Source organism: Streptococcus taoyuanensis (assembly GCF_029589235.1).
Classification (GTDB): Bacteria; Bacillota; Bacilli; order Lactobacillales; family Streptococcaceae; genus Streptococcus; species Streptococcus taoyuanensis.
The window spans coordinates 26844-45240 of record NZ_JARQVW010000017.1 but is presented as its reverse complement, the minus strand read 5'-3'; the positions used below and the strand labels follow the sequence as shown (position 1 = coordinate 45240).

The window sequence follows — 18397 nt, the reverse complement described above, 5'->3', positions numbered from 1 at the left end:
CACATTGGTTCGTCTTGTTCAGTTTTCAAAGGTCTTTGTCGCTCTCGCGCGACAACTATATTAGTATATCATGACCTACCCTTACTGTCAACACTTTTTTAAAAAATTTTTTATTTTTTTGAAAGTTTTTTTGAAATAAAAAAATAGAGAGGGAATCCTCTCTATTTATATTCTTGTCTGTATTTGTTTTCTTCAGCTTTGTTAGCCCATACATAATGACCTGGTTTAATTTCAACCATTTGTGGTTTATCTTCAGAATAATCATGTTGTTCTGGATCGTAGATTTTTAGAACTTTTTTACGTTCTAGAATTGGATCTGGAATTGGGACCGCTGAAAGTAGGGATTGGGTGTATGGATGGATTGGGTGGTTAAATAGCTCTTCAGTTTCTGCCACTTCTACAATAACCCCTTTATAGATAACTGCAATACGGTCAGAAATGAAGCGCACAACTGACAAGTCATGGGCAATAAAGAGATAGGTCAAGCCTAATTCTCTTTGGAATTTTTTCAAAAGGTTCAAGACCTGTGCACGTACTGAAACGTCAAGGGCTGAGATTGGTTCATCCGCAATGACAAATTCTGGTTCCATGACAAGTGCACGGGCAATACCGATCCGTTGACGTTGACCACCTGAGAATTCGTGAGGATAACGTGTCAAATGTTCTGCTAGAAGTCCAACCTCATGCATAATATTTTTTACTTTTTCCTGACGTTCTTCTTCACTGTTAAACAAATGGTGGTTGATCAAACCTTCAGAGATAATATAATCAACTGTTGCACGTTCATTCAAACTTGCTGCTGGGTCTTGGAAGATCATTTGAATTTTTCGGATCAACTCTGATTTTTCACTGTGAGAGTTTCTTCCGTTGATCTTGCGACCGTCATAAATAATTTCTCCAGCACTTGTATCATTCAAACCGATGATCGCACGTCCAATTGTCGTCTTCCCACTTCCTGATTCACCAACAAGAGAGAACGTTTCTCCCTTATTAATGAAGAAGTTGGCGTTCTTTACAGCAACAAATTTTTTACTTCCTTCACCGAAGGAAATTTCTAAATCTTTAATTTCAACTAATTTTTCAGTCATTTCCTTCCTCCTATTCTGTAATGTGAGTAAAGCCCATTTTTGAGCCAATCTTTTCGTGAAGGTTTTCGATTACTTCTGGTTTATGAACTGTCGGTGCATCTGGATGGAGCAACCATGTCTTAGCCCAGTGAGTATCGGTTACTTTGAAAGCAGGTGCCTCTTCTTCAAAATCAATCTGCATCGCATAGTCTGAACGAAGTGCGAAAGCATCTCCTTTAATCGGAGCATACAATGAAGGCGGAGTTCCTGGAATAGAGTAAAGATCACCATCTGAGGTTGACAATTGAGGCAAGCTTGAAAGCAAGCTCCATGTGTATGGATGTTTTGGATCGTAGAAAATTTCTTCTACTTTACCAAACTCAACAATTTCTCCAGCATACATAACGGCTACTTTATCTGCAATACTTGCAACCACACCTAAGTCGTGGGTGATAAAGATAACTGTAAATTGGTATTCTTTTTGAAGGGATTTCAACAAATCAATGATTTGCGCTTGAATGGTTACGTCAAGGGCTGTTGTTGGTTCGTCACAGATTAAGATATCTGGACGGCAGGCCAAGGCGATGGCAATAACGATCCGTTGACGCATCCCACCTGAATATTGGAATGGATACTCATCAAAACGACGTTCCGCATCTGGAATTCCAACTTTCTCCATATAGTCCAAAGCCATTTCTTTGGCTTCTTTAGCTGTTTTCCCTTGGTGTTTGATAATGACTTCTGTAATTTGTGAACCAATTGTGTTGATTGGGTCCAAACTTGTCATTGGGTCTTGGAAAATTGTAGCGATCTTAGATCCACGAATATTTTCCCAATCTTTATTCGATTTCAAATCTGTCAATTCTTGACCACGGTATTTAATCGAACCTTGGGCAATACGGCCGTTATCTTCTAACATTCCGGTGAACGTTTTTGTCAAAACTGATTTCCCTGAACCTGACTCACCAACTAAGGCAAGAACTTCACCTTCTTCTAGCTCAAGCGATACGCCACGAATAGCTGTCAATACGCGATCGCGCACGTCAAATTCCACTACGATATCTTGAGCAGATAAAATAATATTGTTATTTGATGTCATATCTACTCCTCCTATCTATGTGTACGTGGGTCGCTGGCATCGGCCAAGTTTTGTCCGACGATAAAGAATGACAAGGATACTAAAATCAAAACAGTAAGCGGAATCCAGAATAGGTAGGCATTTGTAGTTACGTTTTGAGAATAGTCAGAAATCAACCGTCCCAAACTTGGAACTGTGATTGGAAGACCAAGTCCGAAGAAGGAAAGGAAAGCTTCGTAAGAAATAAAGCTTGGAAGTAACTGTGATGTTTGTGTCACGATAACAGATACCAATTGAGGCAAAATATTTTTCGTAACAATTTTCAAAGTTGGTGTTCCTAATGTTCGGCTGGCCAAGTTGTACTCCAAATCACGGTAACGCATGATTTGGACACGAATGGTATAGGCAATTCCGATCCATCCAGTTAAGGACATGGCAAGAATCAAGTTCCAGAAACCAGATCCCATTGAGTAAGTCAAGACGATAACGATCAACATAAACGGAATGTTTGAAATAACGTTATAAACTTCCATCATGATACGGTCGATGGATTTTGAGATCCCCCAAATTCCACCAACGATAACTCCGACAACCACGTTAATAACAGTGGCGATGAAGGAAATGATAATTGAATTCCGAGCACCAAACCAAACTCCATCAAAGAGGGATTTACCGTTATTATCTGTACCAAAGAAAGCTTTGGCACTTGGTGGATTCAAACGTGCTGAAAAGTCATTTACCTTACTTACGTCGTTGTAATCAAAATTTGAAAACATAGGATAGACAAAACTCATCAAGAGAATCCCAATCAAAATAGCAAGCATAATGATAGTGGTTCTTTTTTTCAAGAATTGTCTGAATACAGATTTCCAGTATGAATACGCTGGAGCATCGATTACTTCAGAGGCAAAGTCATCACGTTTTACAAACTGAAATTTATTTTTATCGATTGTAGCCATTATTTGCCTCCTTTCGTATTCGTTAATTTAATCCGTGGATCAAGCACTGTCATCAAGATATCACCTAACATGGCAGCAAAGATACCAAGTGATGTGAAGATGAAGACAAGTCCGATGACCATGGTGTTGTTTGATGCTTTAATAGAGTCAATCAACATTTTACCCATACCTGGGAAAGCGAAGACTGTTTCAGTCAACGTCGCACCTGAGATAACTCCAATGATAGCCCCTGGAATTCCAGAAACTAGTGGAACCATCGCATTTTTGAAGATGTGTTTTCTTGAGATCTCACGTTCTGACAATCCTTTTGAACGAGCAAAACGGACGAAATCCTGAGAGTGAATATCGATCATATAACGACGAATCCAAACGGCGATAAATGGCGCACTCAATAAACCAAGAATCAGAGACGGCAATACATATGAACGCCAGTCCTGTGCTCCAAGTACTGGGAATGAGTCTGGAAGTCCAAAGAATGAACCTGCTAGACGCACGATATAGACAAGGGCAATGGTTGGGAGAGACATCATAAATGTCAAGGCCGCAGTAGAGATGCTATCAAACCATGAGTTCTTGAAAAGAGCCATATAAGATCCTAATGGGATCGCAATCAAGTAGGCAATCGCAATACCAATCAAACCAATGATTGAAGAAGATGCAATCATGGATGGATTCTCATAGTTGCTCAACGTTGCTGTATAGGCATCCCCTTTACCAAATCGACTGATATCTTGTGAGTCTGCCTTACTTGGTGATTTGTAGGTACGTGAGTAGATATCGATGGAAGATGTCTTTTTACCTGTTGGGAAGTTCACTTCACTCTTCTTAGTCGTTCCTTGTCCTTGGGTAATAACTTGAAGAACAGGGGTATTTGAATAAGTTGGATATGAATTTCCAAGGTTTAAGGTCACAAAGTTTTGGTGTACATATGGGAACTGACCATTAAAGTACAAGAGGTATTTGTGTTTCGTACCAGAACCCACTACAGACCATCCAATAGATGGATCATTTTCAATACGGATATAGCGTTTGAGATTTGGATTTGAGGCATCTTTCACCCAACCTGGATGATCAAACTGAATCAAATTCGCATAGAAGCTGATGACACGTTCAAAAACCGGAATTTCACGCACCGCATAGAAAGACTTACTTTCCGGGAAACGTTTCAACTGCCAACCATGACCTAATTTTTCAATATATTTTTTGTAGATCTTTTCATTAGCAGTTGTCGCATCAACCGTTACGGAAGAATCTTCTTTACTTGCTTTTTGTTGCAAGCTCTTTGAATCCATGTATTCCAAATAACCCATGCGATCGTAGACAGTATTTTCGTAGTTGATCTTCGAATCTTTTGTCTTCGCTACTTTATTGTAGTTGGGGTCATTTTTAAAGATGAGATTTCTCGGTGTTAGCGTATAGATAATCATGTAGGTTAATGTCGTGACGAGAAAGATCGACACTAACGAACGCAAAATACGCATAAAAACATATTTTTTCATATTTCATTCCTTTAATGTCCAAAAGAACTTTCTCCCCTAGAAGAGAAAGTTCTAATGAAAAGCAATAATTTAATTATTTAACGTGTTTTTCAAGATCTTGTTGAGCTTTTTTGTTTGACTCAGCTTTTTCTTTTTGCCATTTCTTAAGAGCTTCATCGTATTGTTTCTTAGTAACAGGTTCATCTTGAACTTCTACATATTTGAAGTATGCTGAACCTTTGTTACCAGCTTGAGCTGAAGCACCAGAGAATGGTACCACTTTAGAGATAACAGTTGCTGCGCCTGATGATGACATTGTAGGTACTACAATCGCGCTATCTGTCAACCAAGCTTGAGCTGCTGCATATTTTTCATAACGTTTCACAACATCTTGTGTTTCGTTGTTTGCATCGTCAAGAAGTTTTGCAAACTCATCCAAACCGACAGCTTTAGCTGATGGGTTATCTACACCACCTGCAAAACCAAGGTAGACTTTTGTTTGGTCTTCAGAAGATGGTTGGAGAGTATCAAGGTAAGTTGATGGATCTTGATAGTCTGGGTTCCAACCGACCATACCTTGAAGATCCCAATCTGCATCTGCAGCTGATGGAACATTCAATGTGATGTTCAACACTTCGTCTTGGTCCATCATTTGAAGGTCAACAACTACGTTGTCTTTACCAAGAGTTTCTTCTACCGTTTGTTTCAATGATTGCATACGTGTAACTATACTTGTTGCATTTTGAATAACAGGAACGTCAATATGAATTGGGAATTGAACGCCGTCTTTTTGAAGTTCAGCTTTGGCTTTTTCAAGTTGTGCTTTCGCTTTATCTTTGTTGTAAAGACCATCTTGACCATCTGCAAGGTTGATACCTTTCCATTGGTCTCCATAAGTAGTCAACTTATCTGCAACTACATTTCCGAAGTCTTTTCCATCTACTTGTACGAATGCAGGTGCAACATATGTATTACGGATAGCTGGTTTAGCAAATTCTTTACCATTGACTTGTGCTGAGTAGTTTTCACGATTCAAGGCAAAAGTGATGGCTTGACGGAAATCTTTGTTCAAGATTGCTTTCTTAGTAGAAGATTTTTCAGCATCTGATTTCTTTGCAGTATGTTTGTAAGATTGACGATCGATGTTGAAACCAAGGATTGCTACACCTGAACCAGCTGGTGTGTTATAGATATTGTCCTTGTATTTTTTCTCTACTGTTGCAAAGTTTGAGCTTGATGGGAAAAGACGAGCAGCTGTATAAGCTCCATCAGAGAAACCACGTGCCAATGAATCTTGGTCTGATCCATCGTAATAAGTAAGTTTTACTTCCTTGACGTGAACGTTTTTCTTATCCCAGTAGTTGTCATTCTTTTCAAATACAACAGATGATTTTGATGTAATAGATTTCAAAAGGAATGGTCCGTTTGCAAGTACTGATTTCACATCGTTTGGTTGACCAAAATCATCTCCCTTACTCTTCAAGAAATCTGTGCTAATTGGGAACAAGATTCCGTTTGTTGTTTTAGAGTTCCAGAAGGTTTCAGGTTTGTTCAATGTATATTGAAGTGTGTAATCATCAACCGCTTTGACACCAACTTGGCTGAAGTCTGTAGTTTTTCCTTGCACATAATCATCCAAGCCTTTGATTGAGCCTTGAACTAGTGGAAGTTCTTCTGATTTTTTATCAGCAGCATGTTTCAAACCAGTCACGAAGTCTTTGGCAGTCACTTCACCGCGTTCTTCACCATCTGCATCGTACCATTTAACACCCTTACGAATCTTGTAGGTATAAGTCAAACCGTCTTTTGAAACAGACCAATCTTCCGCAAGTGATGGCACAAGATTTCCATACTTGTCATTTTCCATCAAACCGTCTACGATGTTTGTAGTGAGATCTTGAGTGGCAGATTTAGAAGACACAGTATAGTCCAAAGTTGTTGGGTCAGTAGTGTAGACATAACCATAGTTTTTGTCTTCGCCTGAGCTTGCTTTGCTAGTATTTGAACTAGAACATGCAGCTAACAATCCAGCTGCAAGGAGTGTTACTCCGGCAACTGCGAATACTTTACCTTTTTTCATAGGAATTCTCCAATAGTTTTTTTAGATTTGTTTAAGATTATATCACAAGTAGAAAAAAAAGTAAACTAAATTTTCTGAATATTTGATTTTTCACTATTCAAAAACCTTGCTATGACTGACTTTTTAGGCTAATTGATGATTTTACAATTTTCCATTAATCATTTGTATGATACAATAGAGAGGACTAAGCAACGAGGAAACAACTGTGAAAAAATTCTTTCTTTCTTTTTTAACCTTCATCCTGCTGTTATGCAGTTTACCTTATCATGTCGTTCTAGCAGACGATCTAGATCTTCCTGCTCAAAGTGCTATTGCTGTTGAAGCTGATACAGGTAAAATCTTATATGAAAAGGATTCAGAGAAAAGGCGAGATGTGGGGGGACTATCTACACTCTTGACCACTTATCTGATTTTCGAAGCCATTCATGAAAAAAAACTTTCTCTGAAAGATCCTATTAAATTGTCTGAGAAAGCTCTGGCCTTAAATGATATCGAAGGTGCTGGTACTCTTCCTATGGAGGCGAACCAATATACGGTTGATCAGCTATTGACTGCTCTTTTAGTTGGAAATTCTAGCACCGCTGCCTTGGCCTTAGCTGAGAAAGTGGGGGGCTCTGAGAAAAGCTTCGTTGAAAAAATGAAGCAAAAACTTTCTGAATGGGGCATTCAATCTCCTCATTTAATCAATGCTACCGGATTAAATACTCAAACCATCAATGGAGATCCTGACGGGAAAGAAGACGAAAATCAATTGAGTGCTTATGATATTGCTGTTATTGCCAAGCACTTACTCCAGGATTTTCCTGAAGTGACCAAATATACTTCAAAACCCACTGCTCTTTTTTCAAACACGCAGATTGAAAACCCCAATCTGATGCTAGAAGGCATGCCGAATTACCGTTCAGGCGTTGACGGCCTTCGGGTCAGCAACTCTACCAAAGGAGGCATCACCTTTGCTGCATCAACGACGCAAAATGGCATCCATATGATCACAGTTGTCATAGGAGTTGAGGCAGTTGACGGTGATCCATACGCACGCTTTGTGGCTACTTCTTCTCTGATGAACTACGTGGTACGGACCTTTGTTTCTTCCATCGTCGTCAAAAAAGGAGATCCCTACGGAAAAAGTAAGGCAACTATCATGGATGGGAAGTCAGAGACTGTTTTAGCTGTTGCAAAAAAAGACTTCTATATCGTCGAAAAGCAAGGCAGCCAAGCGGAACCAAAAATTCAATTCAAGAGTAACCAAGAATCATTCCGAGCACCTGTCAAATCAGGCACAAGTCTTGGAAAATTACACTACACTGATCCAGATAAAATCGGACGTGGCTACTTAGAAGATCAAGAACCAACAGTCGATATGGTAGCAGGAAGAACCATTGAGAAAAGCTTTTTCTTAAAGGTTTGGTGGAATGAATTCGTCCGTTATGTCAACGAAAAATTATAAGCAAAAAAATCACAATGGAGTCAAATCCATTGTGATTTTATTTTGCTATTAAAACGAATTATCCTACAGATCCTTCCATTTCGTAGCTAATAAGTCGGTTTAACTCAACGGCATATTCCATTGGAAGTTCTTTTGTAAAGGGTTCTACAAATCCCATGACAATCATTTCTGTCGCTTCTGATTCAGACAGACCACGACTCATCAAATAATAAAGTTGCTCTTCTGAGATTTTTGAAACCTTAGCTTCGTGCTCCAAAGCAACTTGTGAGTTGTGGATTTCATTAAATGGAATCGTGTCTGATGAAGATAAATCATCCATGATAATAGTGTCACACTCAATGTGAGAAACTGATTTCTTAGAGTTCTTGTTGAAGGTCACTTGTCCACGGTAGTCTACCTTTCCGCCACCCTTCGCGATGGATTTGGATACGATAGACGAGCTAGTGTGAGGGGCATTGTGGATCATCTTGGCACCTGTATCTTGGTGTTGACCTGCATTCGCAAAGGCAATGGACAACATGGTCCCACGCGCTCCTTCTCCATCCAGATAAACAGATGGGTACTTCATGGTTGTCTTCGCTCCTAAGTTCCCGTCGATCCACTCAACTGTGGCATCTTTTTGAGCTTTGGCCCGCTTGGTGACCAAGTTGTAGACATTGTCCGACCAGTTTTGGATGGTCGTGTAACGCATATAAGCACCATCTAAGGCAAAGATCTCAACAATCGCTGCATGCAGGCTATTGCTTGAGTAGGTCGGCGCTGTACAGCCTTCCACATAGTGAACACTTGCTCCCTCATCCACGATAATCAAGGTGCGCTCAAACTGACCTGTATTTTCATTGTTGATACGGAAGTAAGTTTGAAGGGGGACATCTACTTTTACGCCTTTTGGTACATAAATGAAGGTTCCACCAGACCAGACTGCTGAGTTGAGGGCAGCCAATTTGTTATCCGTTGGTGGCACTAACTTCGCAAAATACTGTTTGAACAGGTCTGGATATTCTTTTAGGGCAGAATCCGTATCGGTAAAGATAATCCCCAACTTTTCAAACTCTTCTTTCATATTGTGGTAAACCACTTCTGATTCATACTGAGCAGAAGCCCCCGCTAAGTAAGCACGTTCTGCTTCAGGAATCCCGATACGCTCAAAGGTTTCCTTGATTTTCTCTGGAACTTCGTCCCATGAACGGGCAGGTTTATCCGAAGGTTTTTGATAATAGATCAAATCATCAAAGTCAATCTCTGATAGATCGGCTCCCCAGGTTTGCATGGGCATCTTTTTGAAGGTTTCAAAAGATTTCAAACGGAATTCGAGCATCCATTCGGGTTCATTTTTTGCTGCAGACAATTCACGAATAACCGCTTCATTCAATCCCTTCCCGGTAGAGAGAATGGGTTGAACATCATCGTGAAATCCAAATTTATATTCACCGAGATCAATTGGTTTCGGTTCGACTCTTTCTTCAGCCATAATTTCCTTTCTTTCTCTGTTTCTTCTTTTAACTATTTGCTACGTTCGATCGCTTTTTTAAGAGCATTCCATGAGAGGGTCGCACATTTAATCCGTTGTGGGAATTTTGAGACTCCAGATAAGAAGGCTGCGTCTCCCAATTCCTCTTGGCGAGGATCTGACTGGCCTTGGACCATTTCTGAAAAGACCTGCGCCAATTCTTCGACTTCCTCTTTTGTTTTTCCCATTACAGCATCCGTCATCATACTAGCTGAAGCGGTTGAGATCGTACATCCTGAATTAACAAAGGCGATATCTTCCACCCTGTCATTCTCATCAAATTTCACACTTAACTGGATCACATCTCCACAAGTTGGATTGTTGAGTTGGATCTGATCAACATCTTCAATCTGGCCCTGATGGTGAGGGTGTTTTGAATGGTCAGCTACGACCGCCATGTACAGCGAATCTAATTTAGAAAGTGCCATTGAAAAACTCCTTTGCTTTGATCAATGCCTCAATTAATTTATCACAGTCCGCTTTGGTGTTGTAGATATAAAAACTTGCTCTCGTTGTCGCTGGAACTTGTAGGTATTGAAGGAGCGGTTGTGCACAGTGGTGACCTGCACGAACAGCAATCCCTTCATAATCTAATGCTGTTGCTAAGTCATGCGGATGGAGATCTCCTAGATTGAAGGAAATGACGCCAGAACGTTTTGCTAAGTCTTGGGAACCATAAATGGTCAAGCCTTCGATCGCCTGTAATTTTGGAAACACATAGGCAATCAATTCTTGCTCATGCGCTTCTACCTGGTCCATCCCCAGCTCTTCTAAGTAATCGATTGCTGCACCGAGACCAATTGCTCCCGCCATATTAGGTGTTCCAGCTTCAAATTTCCAAGGCAATTCCTTCCAAGATGCAGATTGTTCGTAAACAAAGTCAATCATCTCGCCCCCAAACTCGATCGGAGACATTTGCTCTAAGATTTCTTCCTTCCCATAGAGGACACCAATCCCTGTTGGTGCAGCCATCTTATGGCCAGAAAAAGCAAAGAAATCCGCATCTAAGTCTTGTACATCAATGGCCATATGAGGGGTTGATTGAGCCCCATCTACGACCATGATCGCTCCAACTTCATGAGCTAATCGAGCAATTTCCTTGATCGGATTGACCACCCCTAAGACATTCGAAGCATGGGTGATGGAGACAAATTTTGTCTTCTCACTAAGCTTGCTCTTTAAGTCCTGCATATCCAGTAAGCCATCTTTTAGATAGACATAGACCAGTTTTGCTCCTGTCTTCTTGCAGGCTTGCTGCCAAGGAATGATATTGGAGTGATGTTCCATGATGGAAATCAGGACTTCATCCCCTTCCTTTAGGACTTCTTCTGCATAGCGGGCTACCCAGTTGAGCCCAGTCGTTGTCCCTCTTGTAAAGAGCACTTCCTTGGTTGATGAAGCGTTGATAAATTTTCTGACTTTCTCACGCGCCGCCTCATAGGCTGCTGTCGCTCGTTCAGCCAAAGTATGGACTCCACGATGGACATTGGCGTTATCTTGCAAATAATAGTGATTAACTGCTTCAAGAACACGTTTAGGTTTTTGCGTCGTCGCTGCATTATCTAGATAAACCAAAGGCTCATCATGGACTAGTTGATCGAGAATGGGAAAATCTTGAGCAATTGTATTTTTATCTAGCATTGTTTCTCCTTAGCGTTGAGATAACTTTTCTTCAATGGTGCCAATCATTTCATCACGTACTTCTTTAACTGGGATTTCAACAATAACAGATCCCAAGAAACCACGCACCACTAAGCGTTCCGCTGTGTGTTGATCCAGACCACGACTCATGAGGTAATACATATCTTCTGGGTCCACTTGACCGATCGATGCAGCATGGCCTGCTGTGACGTCATTTTCATCAATCAAGAGGATTGGGTTGGCATCTGAACGTGCTTGATCCGATAACATCAAGACACGGCTTTCTTGCTGAGCATCTGCTCCTTTAGCCCCCTTGATAATATGACCAATTCCATTGAAGGTCAAGGTTCCTTTTTCAAGAATAACCCCGTGTTGCAAGATATTTCCGATCGAGTTGCAACCAAAGTTGGTCACGCGGGTGTCAATTCCTTGAACCTGACGACCGCTTGATAAAGCAACGACTTTCAAATCTGCATGACTTCCGTTTCCAACCAAGTCACTGTCAAAGTCTGCAACCACGTTACCTTCGTTCATAACACCGATAGCCCAATCAATGCTGGCATCCTGACCTAGTTTCCCACGTCGACTGATGTAGGCTGTGACATTTTCACCCAGACGGTCAATCGCCGCAAATTTCACTTGGGCACCTGAGCGGGCGATCACCTCAACCGTCACATTCGCAGTTGCTGTTGCTGAGCCTTCACCTTTTGATTCTAGGCGTTCCAAATAGCTAAACTTGCTGTTTTTGCCTGCAATAATCAAAATGTGTTTATTAAAAGGTACATCACTATCACTATCCTGGTAGAAAATACCTTCGATGGGTTCTGAAATTTCGACATTTTCTGGAATATAAAGGACAGCCCCACTATTAAAATAAGCCGTGTGGTATGCTGCTAGCTTGTCGTCATCGTATTTGACTGAAGACATGAAGTAGTCTTCTACCACCTTCGGAATTTCTTCTAGGGCAGAATGGAAATCTGTGAAAAGAACTCCTTGGTCTGCCAAGGCTTGTGGCACCTGTTCAAATACAGTTTGGGTTCCAACTTGGACTAATTTTAAATTTGAATCGAGGGCTGTAAAATCGGGAACATTGGCAGAAGCCTCGCTTTCTGTGATCGTCCCATCTCCAAGATTCCAGCGGTGGAATTTGACACGTTCAATGGCTGGCAATTCCAACTGATCGATCTTGTCAAAAGCTTTTTTTCGTAAATCTTGCAGCCAGCTTGGCTCAGCATGCAGTTCCGAAAAGAGGGTAATATTTTCAATACTCATTTTTTTCTCCTAATAAAGATACTATCTGTTTGATTTTATGACAACATTAGATCACTTGTCATCAGGTTATAGTTCTTCTTTATAGTCGTAACCGAGTTCTTCTGCGAGTTGGGCATATCCTTCACGTTCCAAGCGTGCAGCCAATTCTGGTCCACCTGAAAGCACGACACGACCTTCCATCATCACATGAACGACGTCAGGAGTAATATAGTTCAACAAACGTTGGTAGTGGGTGATGATCATCGCTCCAAAACCTTCACCCCGCATTGCATTAACCCCTTTAGATACGACCTTAAGAGCATCGATATCCAAACCAGAGTCAATTTCATCCAAAAGGGCAAATGTTGGTTCCAACATCAACAATTGAAGGATTTCATTGCGTTTTTTCTCACCACCAGAGAAGCCTTCGTTCAAATAGCGTTCTGCCATTTCTTCTTTCATGTTGAGCAGTTCCATCTTTTCATCCAATTTTTTGATGAAATCACGAATAGAGATCTTCTCGTCCTCTTCTTTACCAGCATTCATGGCTGCACGTAAAAATTCTGCATTGGTAATTCCTGGGATTTCTGAAGGGTACTGCATAGCAAGGAACAAGCCCATCCGTGCACGTTCGTCTACTTCCAATTCCAAGATGTTGACACCATCAAAGAGAATCTCCCCTTTGGTTACTTCATAATTTGGGTTTCCCATAATGGCAGCTGACAGAGTAGATTTCCCTGTTCCATTTGGTCCCATGATGGCTGCGATCTCACCAGTTTTTAGGGTCAGGTTTACACCTTTTAAAATTTCTTTGCCTTCAATTTCAACGTGAAGGTCTTTAATTTCTAATGTCGACATTGCATTCCCTTTCTTTTTACTTTGAAGTCTAGAAGGTTCTCAAAGCATCGATTCCTTCATCACAAAGTATTTTTTTACCTTTCAAGTATATCAAAAAAAAGCCTAAATGGCTTTTCTTTTGATTAGAACTATTCTTATTTAGTTTTTTCTTTTCGTTTTTGACGAACTTCCTCCCGATAGGAAGAATTCCCTATATAGCGCAGAACATTTAACAAAGGACTATGATGTGGCCCTAAAACCCCAATCAATTCTGCTAACAACTCTACTCCAAACAAGAGCCCGATCACAAGTAGGACACCCCCAATACGACTCGAGATGTTGAGCAAGAGAGAAATCAAGGAGAAAATCATCGAAATCCCATAGATCACCAATACAGTTCCCCGATGTGTCAAGCCCAGAGAAAGAAGTCGGTGGTGCAAGTGATTGCGATCCGGTTTATAAAATTTTTGACCAGATAGGGTCCGACGGATAATGGCTAAAAAGGTATCTGTAATCGGTACTCCGAGGATAATCATTGGTGTGACTACCGCAACAGCTGTCGCATTTTTCAAACCTTGCAAGGACAAAACAGAAATCATGAATCCGATAAACAAGGCACCGGTGTCTCCCAAATAGAGAATGGCCGGATGGTAGTTAAAGGGAAAGAAACCTGCGATGGACGCAACCAAGACAAAGATCGTCATGGTCAGAAAGAGATTGGGGACTGGTAGAAAGAAATAGGACACAATCCCCATTGTCACTAGGGAAATAATAGAGACCCCACTCACCAAGCCATCTAATCCATCAATCAGATTGACCGCATTGGTAATAGAAACAATCCAAATCACCGTCAAAAGATACGATAGCCATGGTTCAAAATGAAGTAAGGGACCACCGAATGGAATCTTAAAATCATTCAGCCGAAAATCTGTCAAAAACCAGACCAGACTCGCTGCCAGCAGGATGCCGATCATCTTTTTCTTGGCAGACAACTCTTTTACATCATCGATCAAGCCTGTGAGAGCGATAATCCATCCTGCGCCCACGACCGGCAAGGTATAAGATAGGTAACTTTTGATTGGTGCGGTAGTGGATGTCAGCATAGGAATAAACACAAGAGTCGCAATTGAAAAAGCAATCACAATAGACAGTCCACCCGCACTTGGCATGGGCTTGGTATTGATCCGACGCGCATTCGGATAATCTACAGCATCAATCTTAAAGGAGAACAAGCGAACCAAGGGCGTCAATACCAAGGCAATCATAAAAGTTCCAATCAGCACCAGAACAAATTGCAAGGAAAAGGACATCATAAGCTAGCAACTTTCTTCAAATTCTCAATCGCACCAGACACCATTAGTAAGTGACCATGTTCCTGCAGAACAGCTCGTGTCACTTCTGAATCATCTGCATACTCCCGAATGATGGCAAGCAACCAGGTTGGATATTGATTTGGTTGATCCTCTGTATCGATCAAGACAGTTAAATAATAATCAGACCCCATTTTGTATAATTCAGAGGTATCCACTGGAAAGCTGACCGTTTTTGAAAAGGCAACTGCTTGCTGGATATTTGAAAAACGCAAAATGTAATAAATATACTGACTTACTGGTGCTTCAGATGTCTGATCTTGTTCTTGATTGTCCCGCAACTCTTCTTGTTCCAAATGGTGAATAGCTTCTGCATCCCCTTTTGTCTTATCAGAGATCGTTTTTTCCAAGGTTTTGATAAATTCATCTGGCGTCATGCGCGACAACTCTTCCATATCAGGAAGATCTGACAAATCCTCAAAATCCAATTGTTGATCAATTTTTGATTTGGTAACAAAAACATCCAATTTATCCGGTTTTGGTGTCACACGAAAGCTCAGCATCCCGCTATCCAGAAAGCTTTCTGGCATTTCGAGTTCATCCAAAATGGCATAGAAAAATTCTTCTGTTTTTTCTTGTGGGACAAGGAAATCAGCAATTTCCATTCCTCGTTCTTCTAAGTCTTCTAGTTGGATCGTGATCTTAATGGTTGAATCACTAATTTGCTTCATCTTCATAGTATAACCTCATACTTCTAGTCTTACTATTATACTAAAAAAATGGATAGAATTCAAAAAAAGGATGCATAGAAAAGAGGTCGGGACAAAAGTCTCCAACCTCAATAAACAATTTGATCGAGTTCAACCGTTCTCTTAGAAAATAACACGGAAGAGTCCATACAATAGCAAGATGGAACCAAGAACAATCCGGTATTTCCCAAAGACAGTGAAATCATGATTTTTCACATAATCTGTCAAGAAGCGGATGGCGTACATGCTGACCACAAAGGCCACTCCCATCGCTACCAGTAGAATAAAGAATTGCCCAAGTGCTAGTGAATGTCCGCCAAGAGCGAATTTCCCAACCTTTAAGAGGCTAGCCCCAAACATGGCTGGAATCCCCAAATAAAAGGTAAATTCTGTCACCACTGGGCGGCTAACACCATTGATCAAACCACCTACAATCGTAGCACCTGAACGGCTTGTTCCTGGAAATAGCGATAAAACTTGGAAGAGTCCAATATAAAGAGCTGTTCGATAAGGTAACTTATGCAATTCCGTTACTGCTGGCTCAACTTGTTCCCGTCTTTCCAGATAGATAAAGGCAATCCCGTAGGTGATCAACATAATCGCAACGGAAATCGAATTGTGGAAATGCGCCTCAAACCAATCATCCAATTTAAAAACAAAGACAAGAGGGAGCGTTGCAACCGCAACTTTTGCCCATAATTGCCAAGTTCGACGTACTTCTAGTGGAGATTTACCAGGTTTGAAGGGATATAATTTATCGAAATAAATCACCACAACCGCTAGGATTGCACCCAATTGGATCACGACATTGAACATCTCCATAAAGGCCGGATCTTGATTTTTAAACTGCACAAAATCCTGTAACAGAATCAAGTGACCTGTACTTGAGATCGGTAACCATTCTGTAATCCCCTCGACAATCCCAAAAAGAACCGCCTTGATTAATTCGATCAGAAACATCTTTTTCTCCTAAACTTACATTTGCTCTATTATATCATAAATCTATGGACTGGACCAGGCCTTCTAAACTAGAAGGGAAAGAGCTACCAAGACCATTCTTAGTGCTACTTAGAAGGCACCAAAGCCTCCTCCGCCTCCTCCGCCAGAGAAACCTCCTCCACTACCAGAGGAAACTGTGAAATGACTAGCTGTCGATGCTGTCGATCCATAAGTAGACATGGCATGACTTGAGTGGGTCACATCATGATAGAACGGGGTGTAAACGAAGGCGTTTAAGGCTTGATTTTCTAAATGAATATTCCGAAGCTTCATGACCTTTGTGACCTGATCAGCTACACCATACAAGGCCGCATAGACCAATAAGCGATTCCATAGGACCAGAGACTGCAACTCTGCATCGTTGAGGTGGGCAATCTCTTTCAACATCCGACCAAAACTATCCCAGTAATAGCGTTGCTCAGCACCCGCAAGATTGACAACACCATCTCGTAGGCAGGCTTTAAAGACACCATTGAAGCGCACTGGCATAAACCAAAGTGTGAGGATCCCTATCAAACAAGGAACAGAGAACCAACCCATCCCAAAGATGGCAAAGATTTCTGCTCCAAGGGCGATAAACCAAGCAGCCCAACCAAAGAAGAGACTTCGTCTAGCTTGCGCTTCTTCTTTTGCTTCTAAAGGGCGATAGTAGCTTGGCAAATGGAGATCTTCCACCTTGCGATGAACATCTCGGGCCACTTGGTTGACAGCCGTATCAAAACGAGCCTGAGCCTTACTTCCTAGTGAACGAATCGCATCTTGATCTGCTTTTTTGGCATGTTTGTATACATCATCACTGAATTCATAATTCTCAAAGAGACGGTTAACAGGACAGGAAACTTGATCCCCAAAAGCCATATTCATAAAGGAGCGTTCAAAATCATCCACATGTCCATGAGACTTTCTGGTCAAAACGACTTCATTTCCTTGTTGCTCATAGACAATCACTCCACGATCCATCAGATCCAGCAAAGTAGCTTGAAGCATTTTTTCAAATGTGAATACTGGCGGAGTCGCCTTCTCTTTATTGGTTGGGGAAGCCTCGTCTAATTCGGCTGAATAAACAACCGAGCTCATAACAAGAGGTGCAATATCCTGTGGAATCTCATAAAGACGAGTATTGGTCGGATAGGTCACACCAGGCCAAATCATTTTTTTGAACCGATTGCGGCCCAAGAGAGCAAGAAGCCAGAGTGCAATAATGAAGGCTGGCAAGATCCAGTTCCAAAACATGCGTGTCCAGTATTTTTCCTGTTCAATTTTAGCTTGGTTCTTGTGAAATTCATCCAATTTGGTTAATCCTGTATTTCGACCAGAATCATACAAAGTAGTTAGATCTGACTTCAACCAGTAACCATACAACTCCACAGCCTTTCCTTTGCCTAGGTTATAGAAAGTGGCAGAATAGATTCCATCTTCTTTCTTTACAGTCACATCCGGTCCCATAAAGGCTGTATGGATATACAGTTCCGATTGGGCATTAGCTGGTGCAAACTTAGGAATAACACGAAATTGAACCTCGTCCACCTTCTGATCACCATCTGTGATCGGTTTCCAGTTCAACTCCAAGATATCCTTGTGTGAATAGAGGAGATTTTTTAATTTCCATGTAACTTTAATTTTGACAGTATCTGTCGCTACACCACTGTTATAAATTTTCACTCGGTAGCCATCACCTAGATTCGTAATCTCAGGTTCTCTTTGAAGCTCACGACCTTCCACCTCAACCTTTGGCGGTATCTCAATCGCAAAGCCTTGTGGCATGTTCCCTGCCGTTCCTAGGCTAACATACTGCCCTCTATAAGAATCTTTGAAATAATAAACCAGTTCTTCCTCATAGGTGGCGTCGTCCCAGGTATCCAAGGTCAAGGTTCCACCATAGTAAAGTACATCATAAGATGGGCTAGATGCATGGACATTCTGACTGACAAAAAGGCAGGCCAGAAAGGCGAAAAAAACATACAAATACTTTTTCATTTGATCACGCTCCT

General features: G+C 41.2%; 15 protein-coding genes. 1 reads left to right on the top strand and 14 read right to left on the bottom strand.

The features are described 5' to 3' along the window. Nucleotides 1-161 precede the first annotated feature (161 nt). The 5 genes from P5Y91_RS09540 to P5Y91_RS09520 form a co-directional block, all read right to left on the bottom strand. Nucleotides 162-1088 carry an ATP-binding cassette domain-containing protein gene (locus P5Y91_RS09540; protein ID WP_021154496.1) on the bottom strand — a complete coding sequence of 309 codons (927 nt, stop codon included), beginning with the start codon at nucleotides 1086-1088 and terminating at the stop codon, nucleotides 162-164. Between the two features lie 10 nt (nucleotides 1089-1098). Next, the gene (locus P5Y91_RS09535; RefSeq protein ID WP_003010293.1) at nucleotides 1099-2166 is read right to left on the bottom strand and encodes an ABC transporter ATP-binding protein; all 1068 of its coding nucleotides are present in this window, start codon (nucleotides 2164-2166) and stop codon (nucleotides 1099-1101) included. A gap of 11 nt (nucleotides 2167-2177) precedes the next feature. Continuing rightward, nucleotides 2178-3104 carry an oligopeptide ABC transporter permease OppC gene (gene oppC, locus P5Y91_RS09530; protein ID WP_003010290.1) on the bottom strand — a complete coding sequence of 309 codons (927 nt, stop codon included), beginning with the start codon at nucleotides 3102-3104 and terminating at the stop codon, nucleotides 2178-2180. After that, nucleotides 3104-4603, bottom strand: coding sequence for an ABC transporter permease (locus P5Y91_RS09525; protein WP_118397440.1), 1500 nt, complete (start codon nucleotides 4601-4603; stop codon nucleotides 3104-3106). Before P5Y91_RS09525 ends, oppC begins: the two co-directional genes overlap by 1 nt. Nucleotides 4604-4676: 73 nt before the next feature. Continuing rightward, complete coding sequence (locus P5Y91_RS09520; protein ID WP_118397437.1) at nucleotides 4677-6662, bottom strand: peptide ABC transporter substrate-binding protein; 1986 nt, start codon at nucleotides 6660-6662, stop codon at nucleotides 4677-4679. Nucleotides 6663-6867: 205 nt separating this feature from the next. On the opposite strand from P5Y91_RS09520, the gene P5Y91_RS09515 reads away from it, so the two are divergent. After that, nucleotides 6868-8109, top strand: a complete 1242-nt coding sequence (locus P5Y91_RS09515) for a serine hydrolase (RefSeq protein WP_277839337.1) — start codon at nucleotides 6868-6870, stop codon at nucleotides 8107-8109. Nucleotides 8110-8167: 58 nt separating this feature from the next. Here the strand turns inward: P5Y91_RS09515 and sufB are convergent, their stop codons facing one another. The 9 genes from sufB to P5Y91_RS09470 all read right to left on the bottom strand — a co-directional run bounded on the left by sufB (nucleotide 8168) and on the right by P5Y91_RS09470 (nucleotide 18383). Further along, a complete protein-coding gene (gene sufB / locus P5Y91_RS09510) occupies nucleotides 8168-9580 on the bottom strand; it encodes a Fe-S cluster assembly protein SufB (RefSeq protein ID WP_118397432.1) in 1413 nt (470 codons plus the stop codon). A gap of 32 nt (nucleotides 9581-9612) precedes the next feature. Further along, nucleotides 9613-10047: a Fe-S cluster assembly sulfur transfer protein SufU gene (sufU, locus tag P5Y91_RS09505; RefSeq protein WP_003010276.1), complete on the bottom strand. Its 435-nt coding sequence runs from the start codon at nucleotides 10045-10047 to the stop codon at nucleotides 9613-9615. Then, nucleotides 10034-11260, bottom strand: a complete 1227-nt coding sequence (locus P5Y91_RS09500; RefSeq protein WP_024056228.1) for a cysteine desulfurase — start codon at nucleotides 11258-11260, stop codon at nucleotides 10034-10036. The genes sufU and P5Y91_RS09500 overlap by 14 nt, the downstream gene beginning before the upstream one ends. Before the next feature lie 9 nt (nucleotides 11261-11269). Next, nucleotides 11270-12532 (bottom strand): Fe-S cluster assembly protein SufD, encoded by a 1263-nt coding sequence (sufD, locus tag P5Y91_RS09495; protein WP_277839336.1) that lies wholly within the window; start codon nucleotides 12530-12532, stop codon nucleotides 11270-11272. Between the two features lie 66 nt (nucleotides 12533-12598). Then, nucleotides 12599-13369 (bottom strand): Fe-S cluster assembly ATPase SufC, encoded by a 771-nt coding sequence (gene sufC / locus P5Y91_RS09490; protein ID WP_003004238.1) that lies wholly within the window; start codon nucleotides 13367-13369, stop codon nucleotides 12599-12601. Between the two features lie 134 nt (nucleotides 13370-13503). Beyond that, nucleotides 13504-14661 (bottom strand): glycosyltransferase family 4 protein, encoded by a 1158-nt coding sequence (locus P5Y91_RS09485; protein WP_049475088.1) that lies wholly within the window; start codon nucleotides 14659-14661, stop codon nucleotides 13504-13506. After that, nucleotides 14658-15395 carry an adaptor protein MecA gene (gene mecA, locus P5Y91_RS09480; RefSeq protein WP_118397426.1) on the bottom strand — a complete coding sequence of 246 codons (738 nt, stop codon included), beginning with the start codon at nucleotides 15393-15395 and terminating at the stop codon, nucleotides 14658-14660. Before mecA ends, P5Y91_RS09485 begins: the two co-directional genes overlap by 4 nt. Before the next feature lie 135 nt (nucleotides 15396-15530). Beyond that, nucleotides 15531-16367 (bottom strand): undecaprenyl-diphosphate phosphatase, encoded by an 837-nt coding sequence (locus P5Y91_RS09475; RefSeq protein WP_118397423.1) that lies wholly within the window; start codon nucleotides 16365-16367, stop codon nucleotides 15531-15533. 108 nt (nucleotides 16368-16475) lie between these two features. Continuing rightward, nucleotides 16476-18383: a DUF2207 domain-containing protein gene (locus tag P5Y91_RS09470; RefSeq protein ID WP_049505895.1), complete on the bottom strand. Its 1908-nt coding sequence runs from the start codon at nucleotides 18381-18383 to the stop codon at nucleotides 16476-16478. Nucleotides 18384-18397 lie beyond the last annotated feature (14 nt).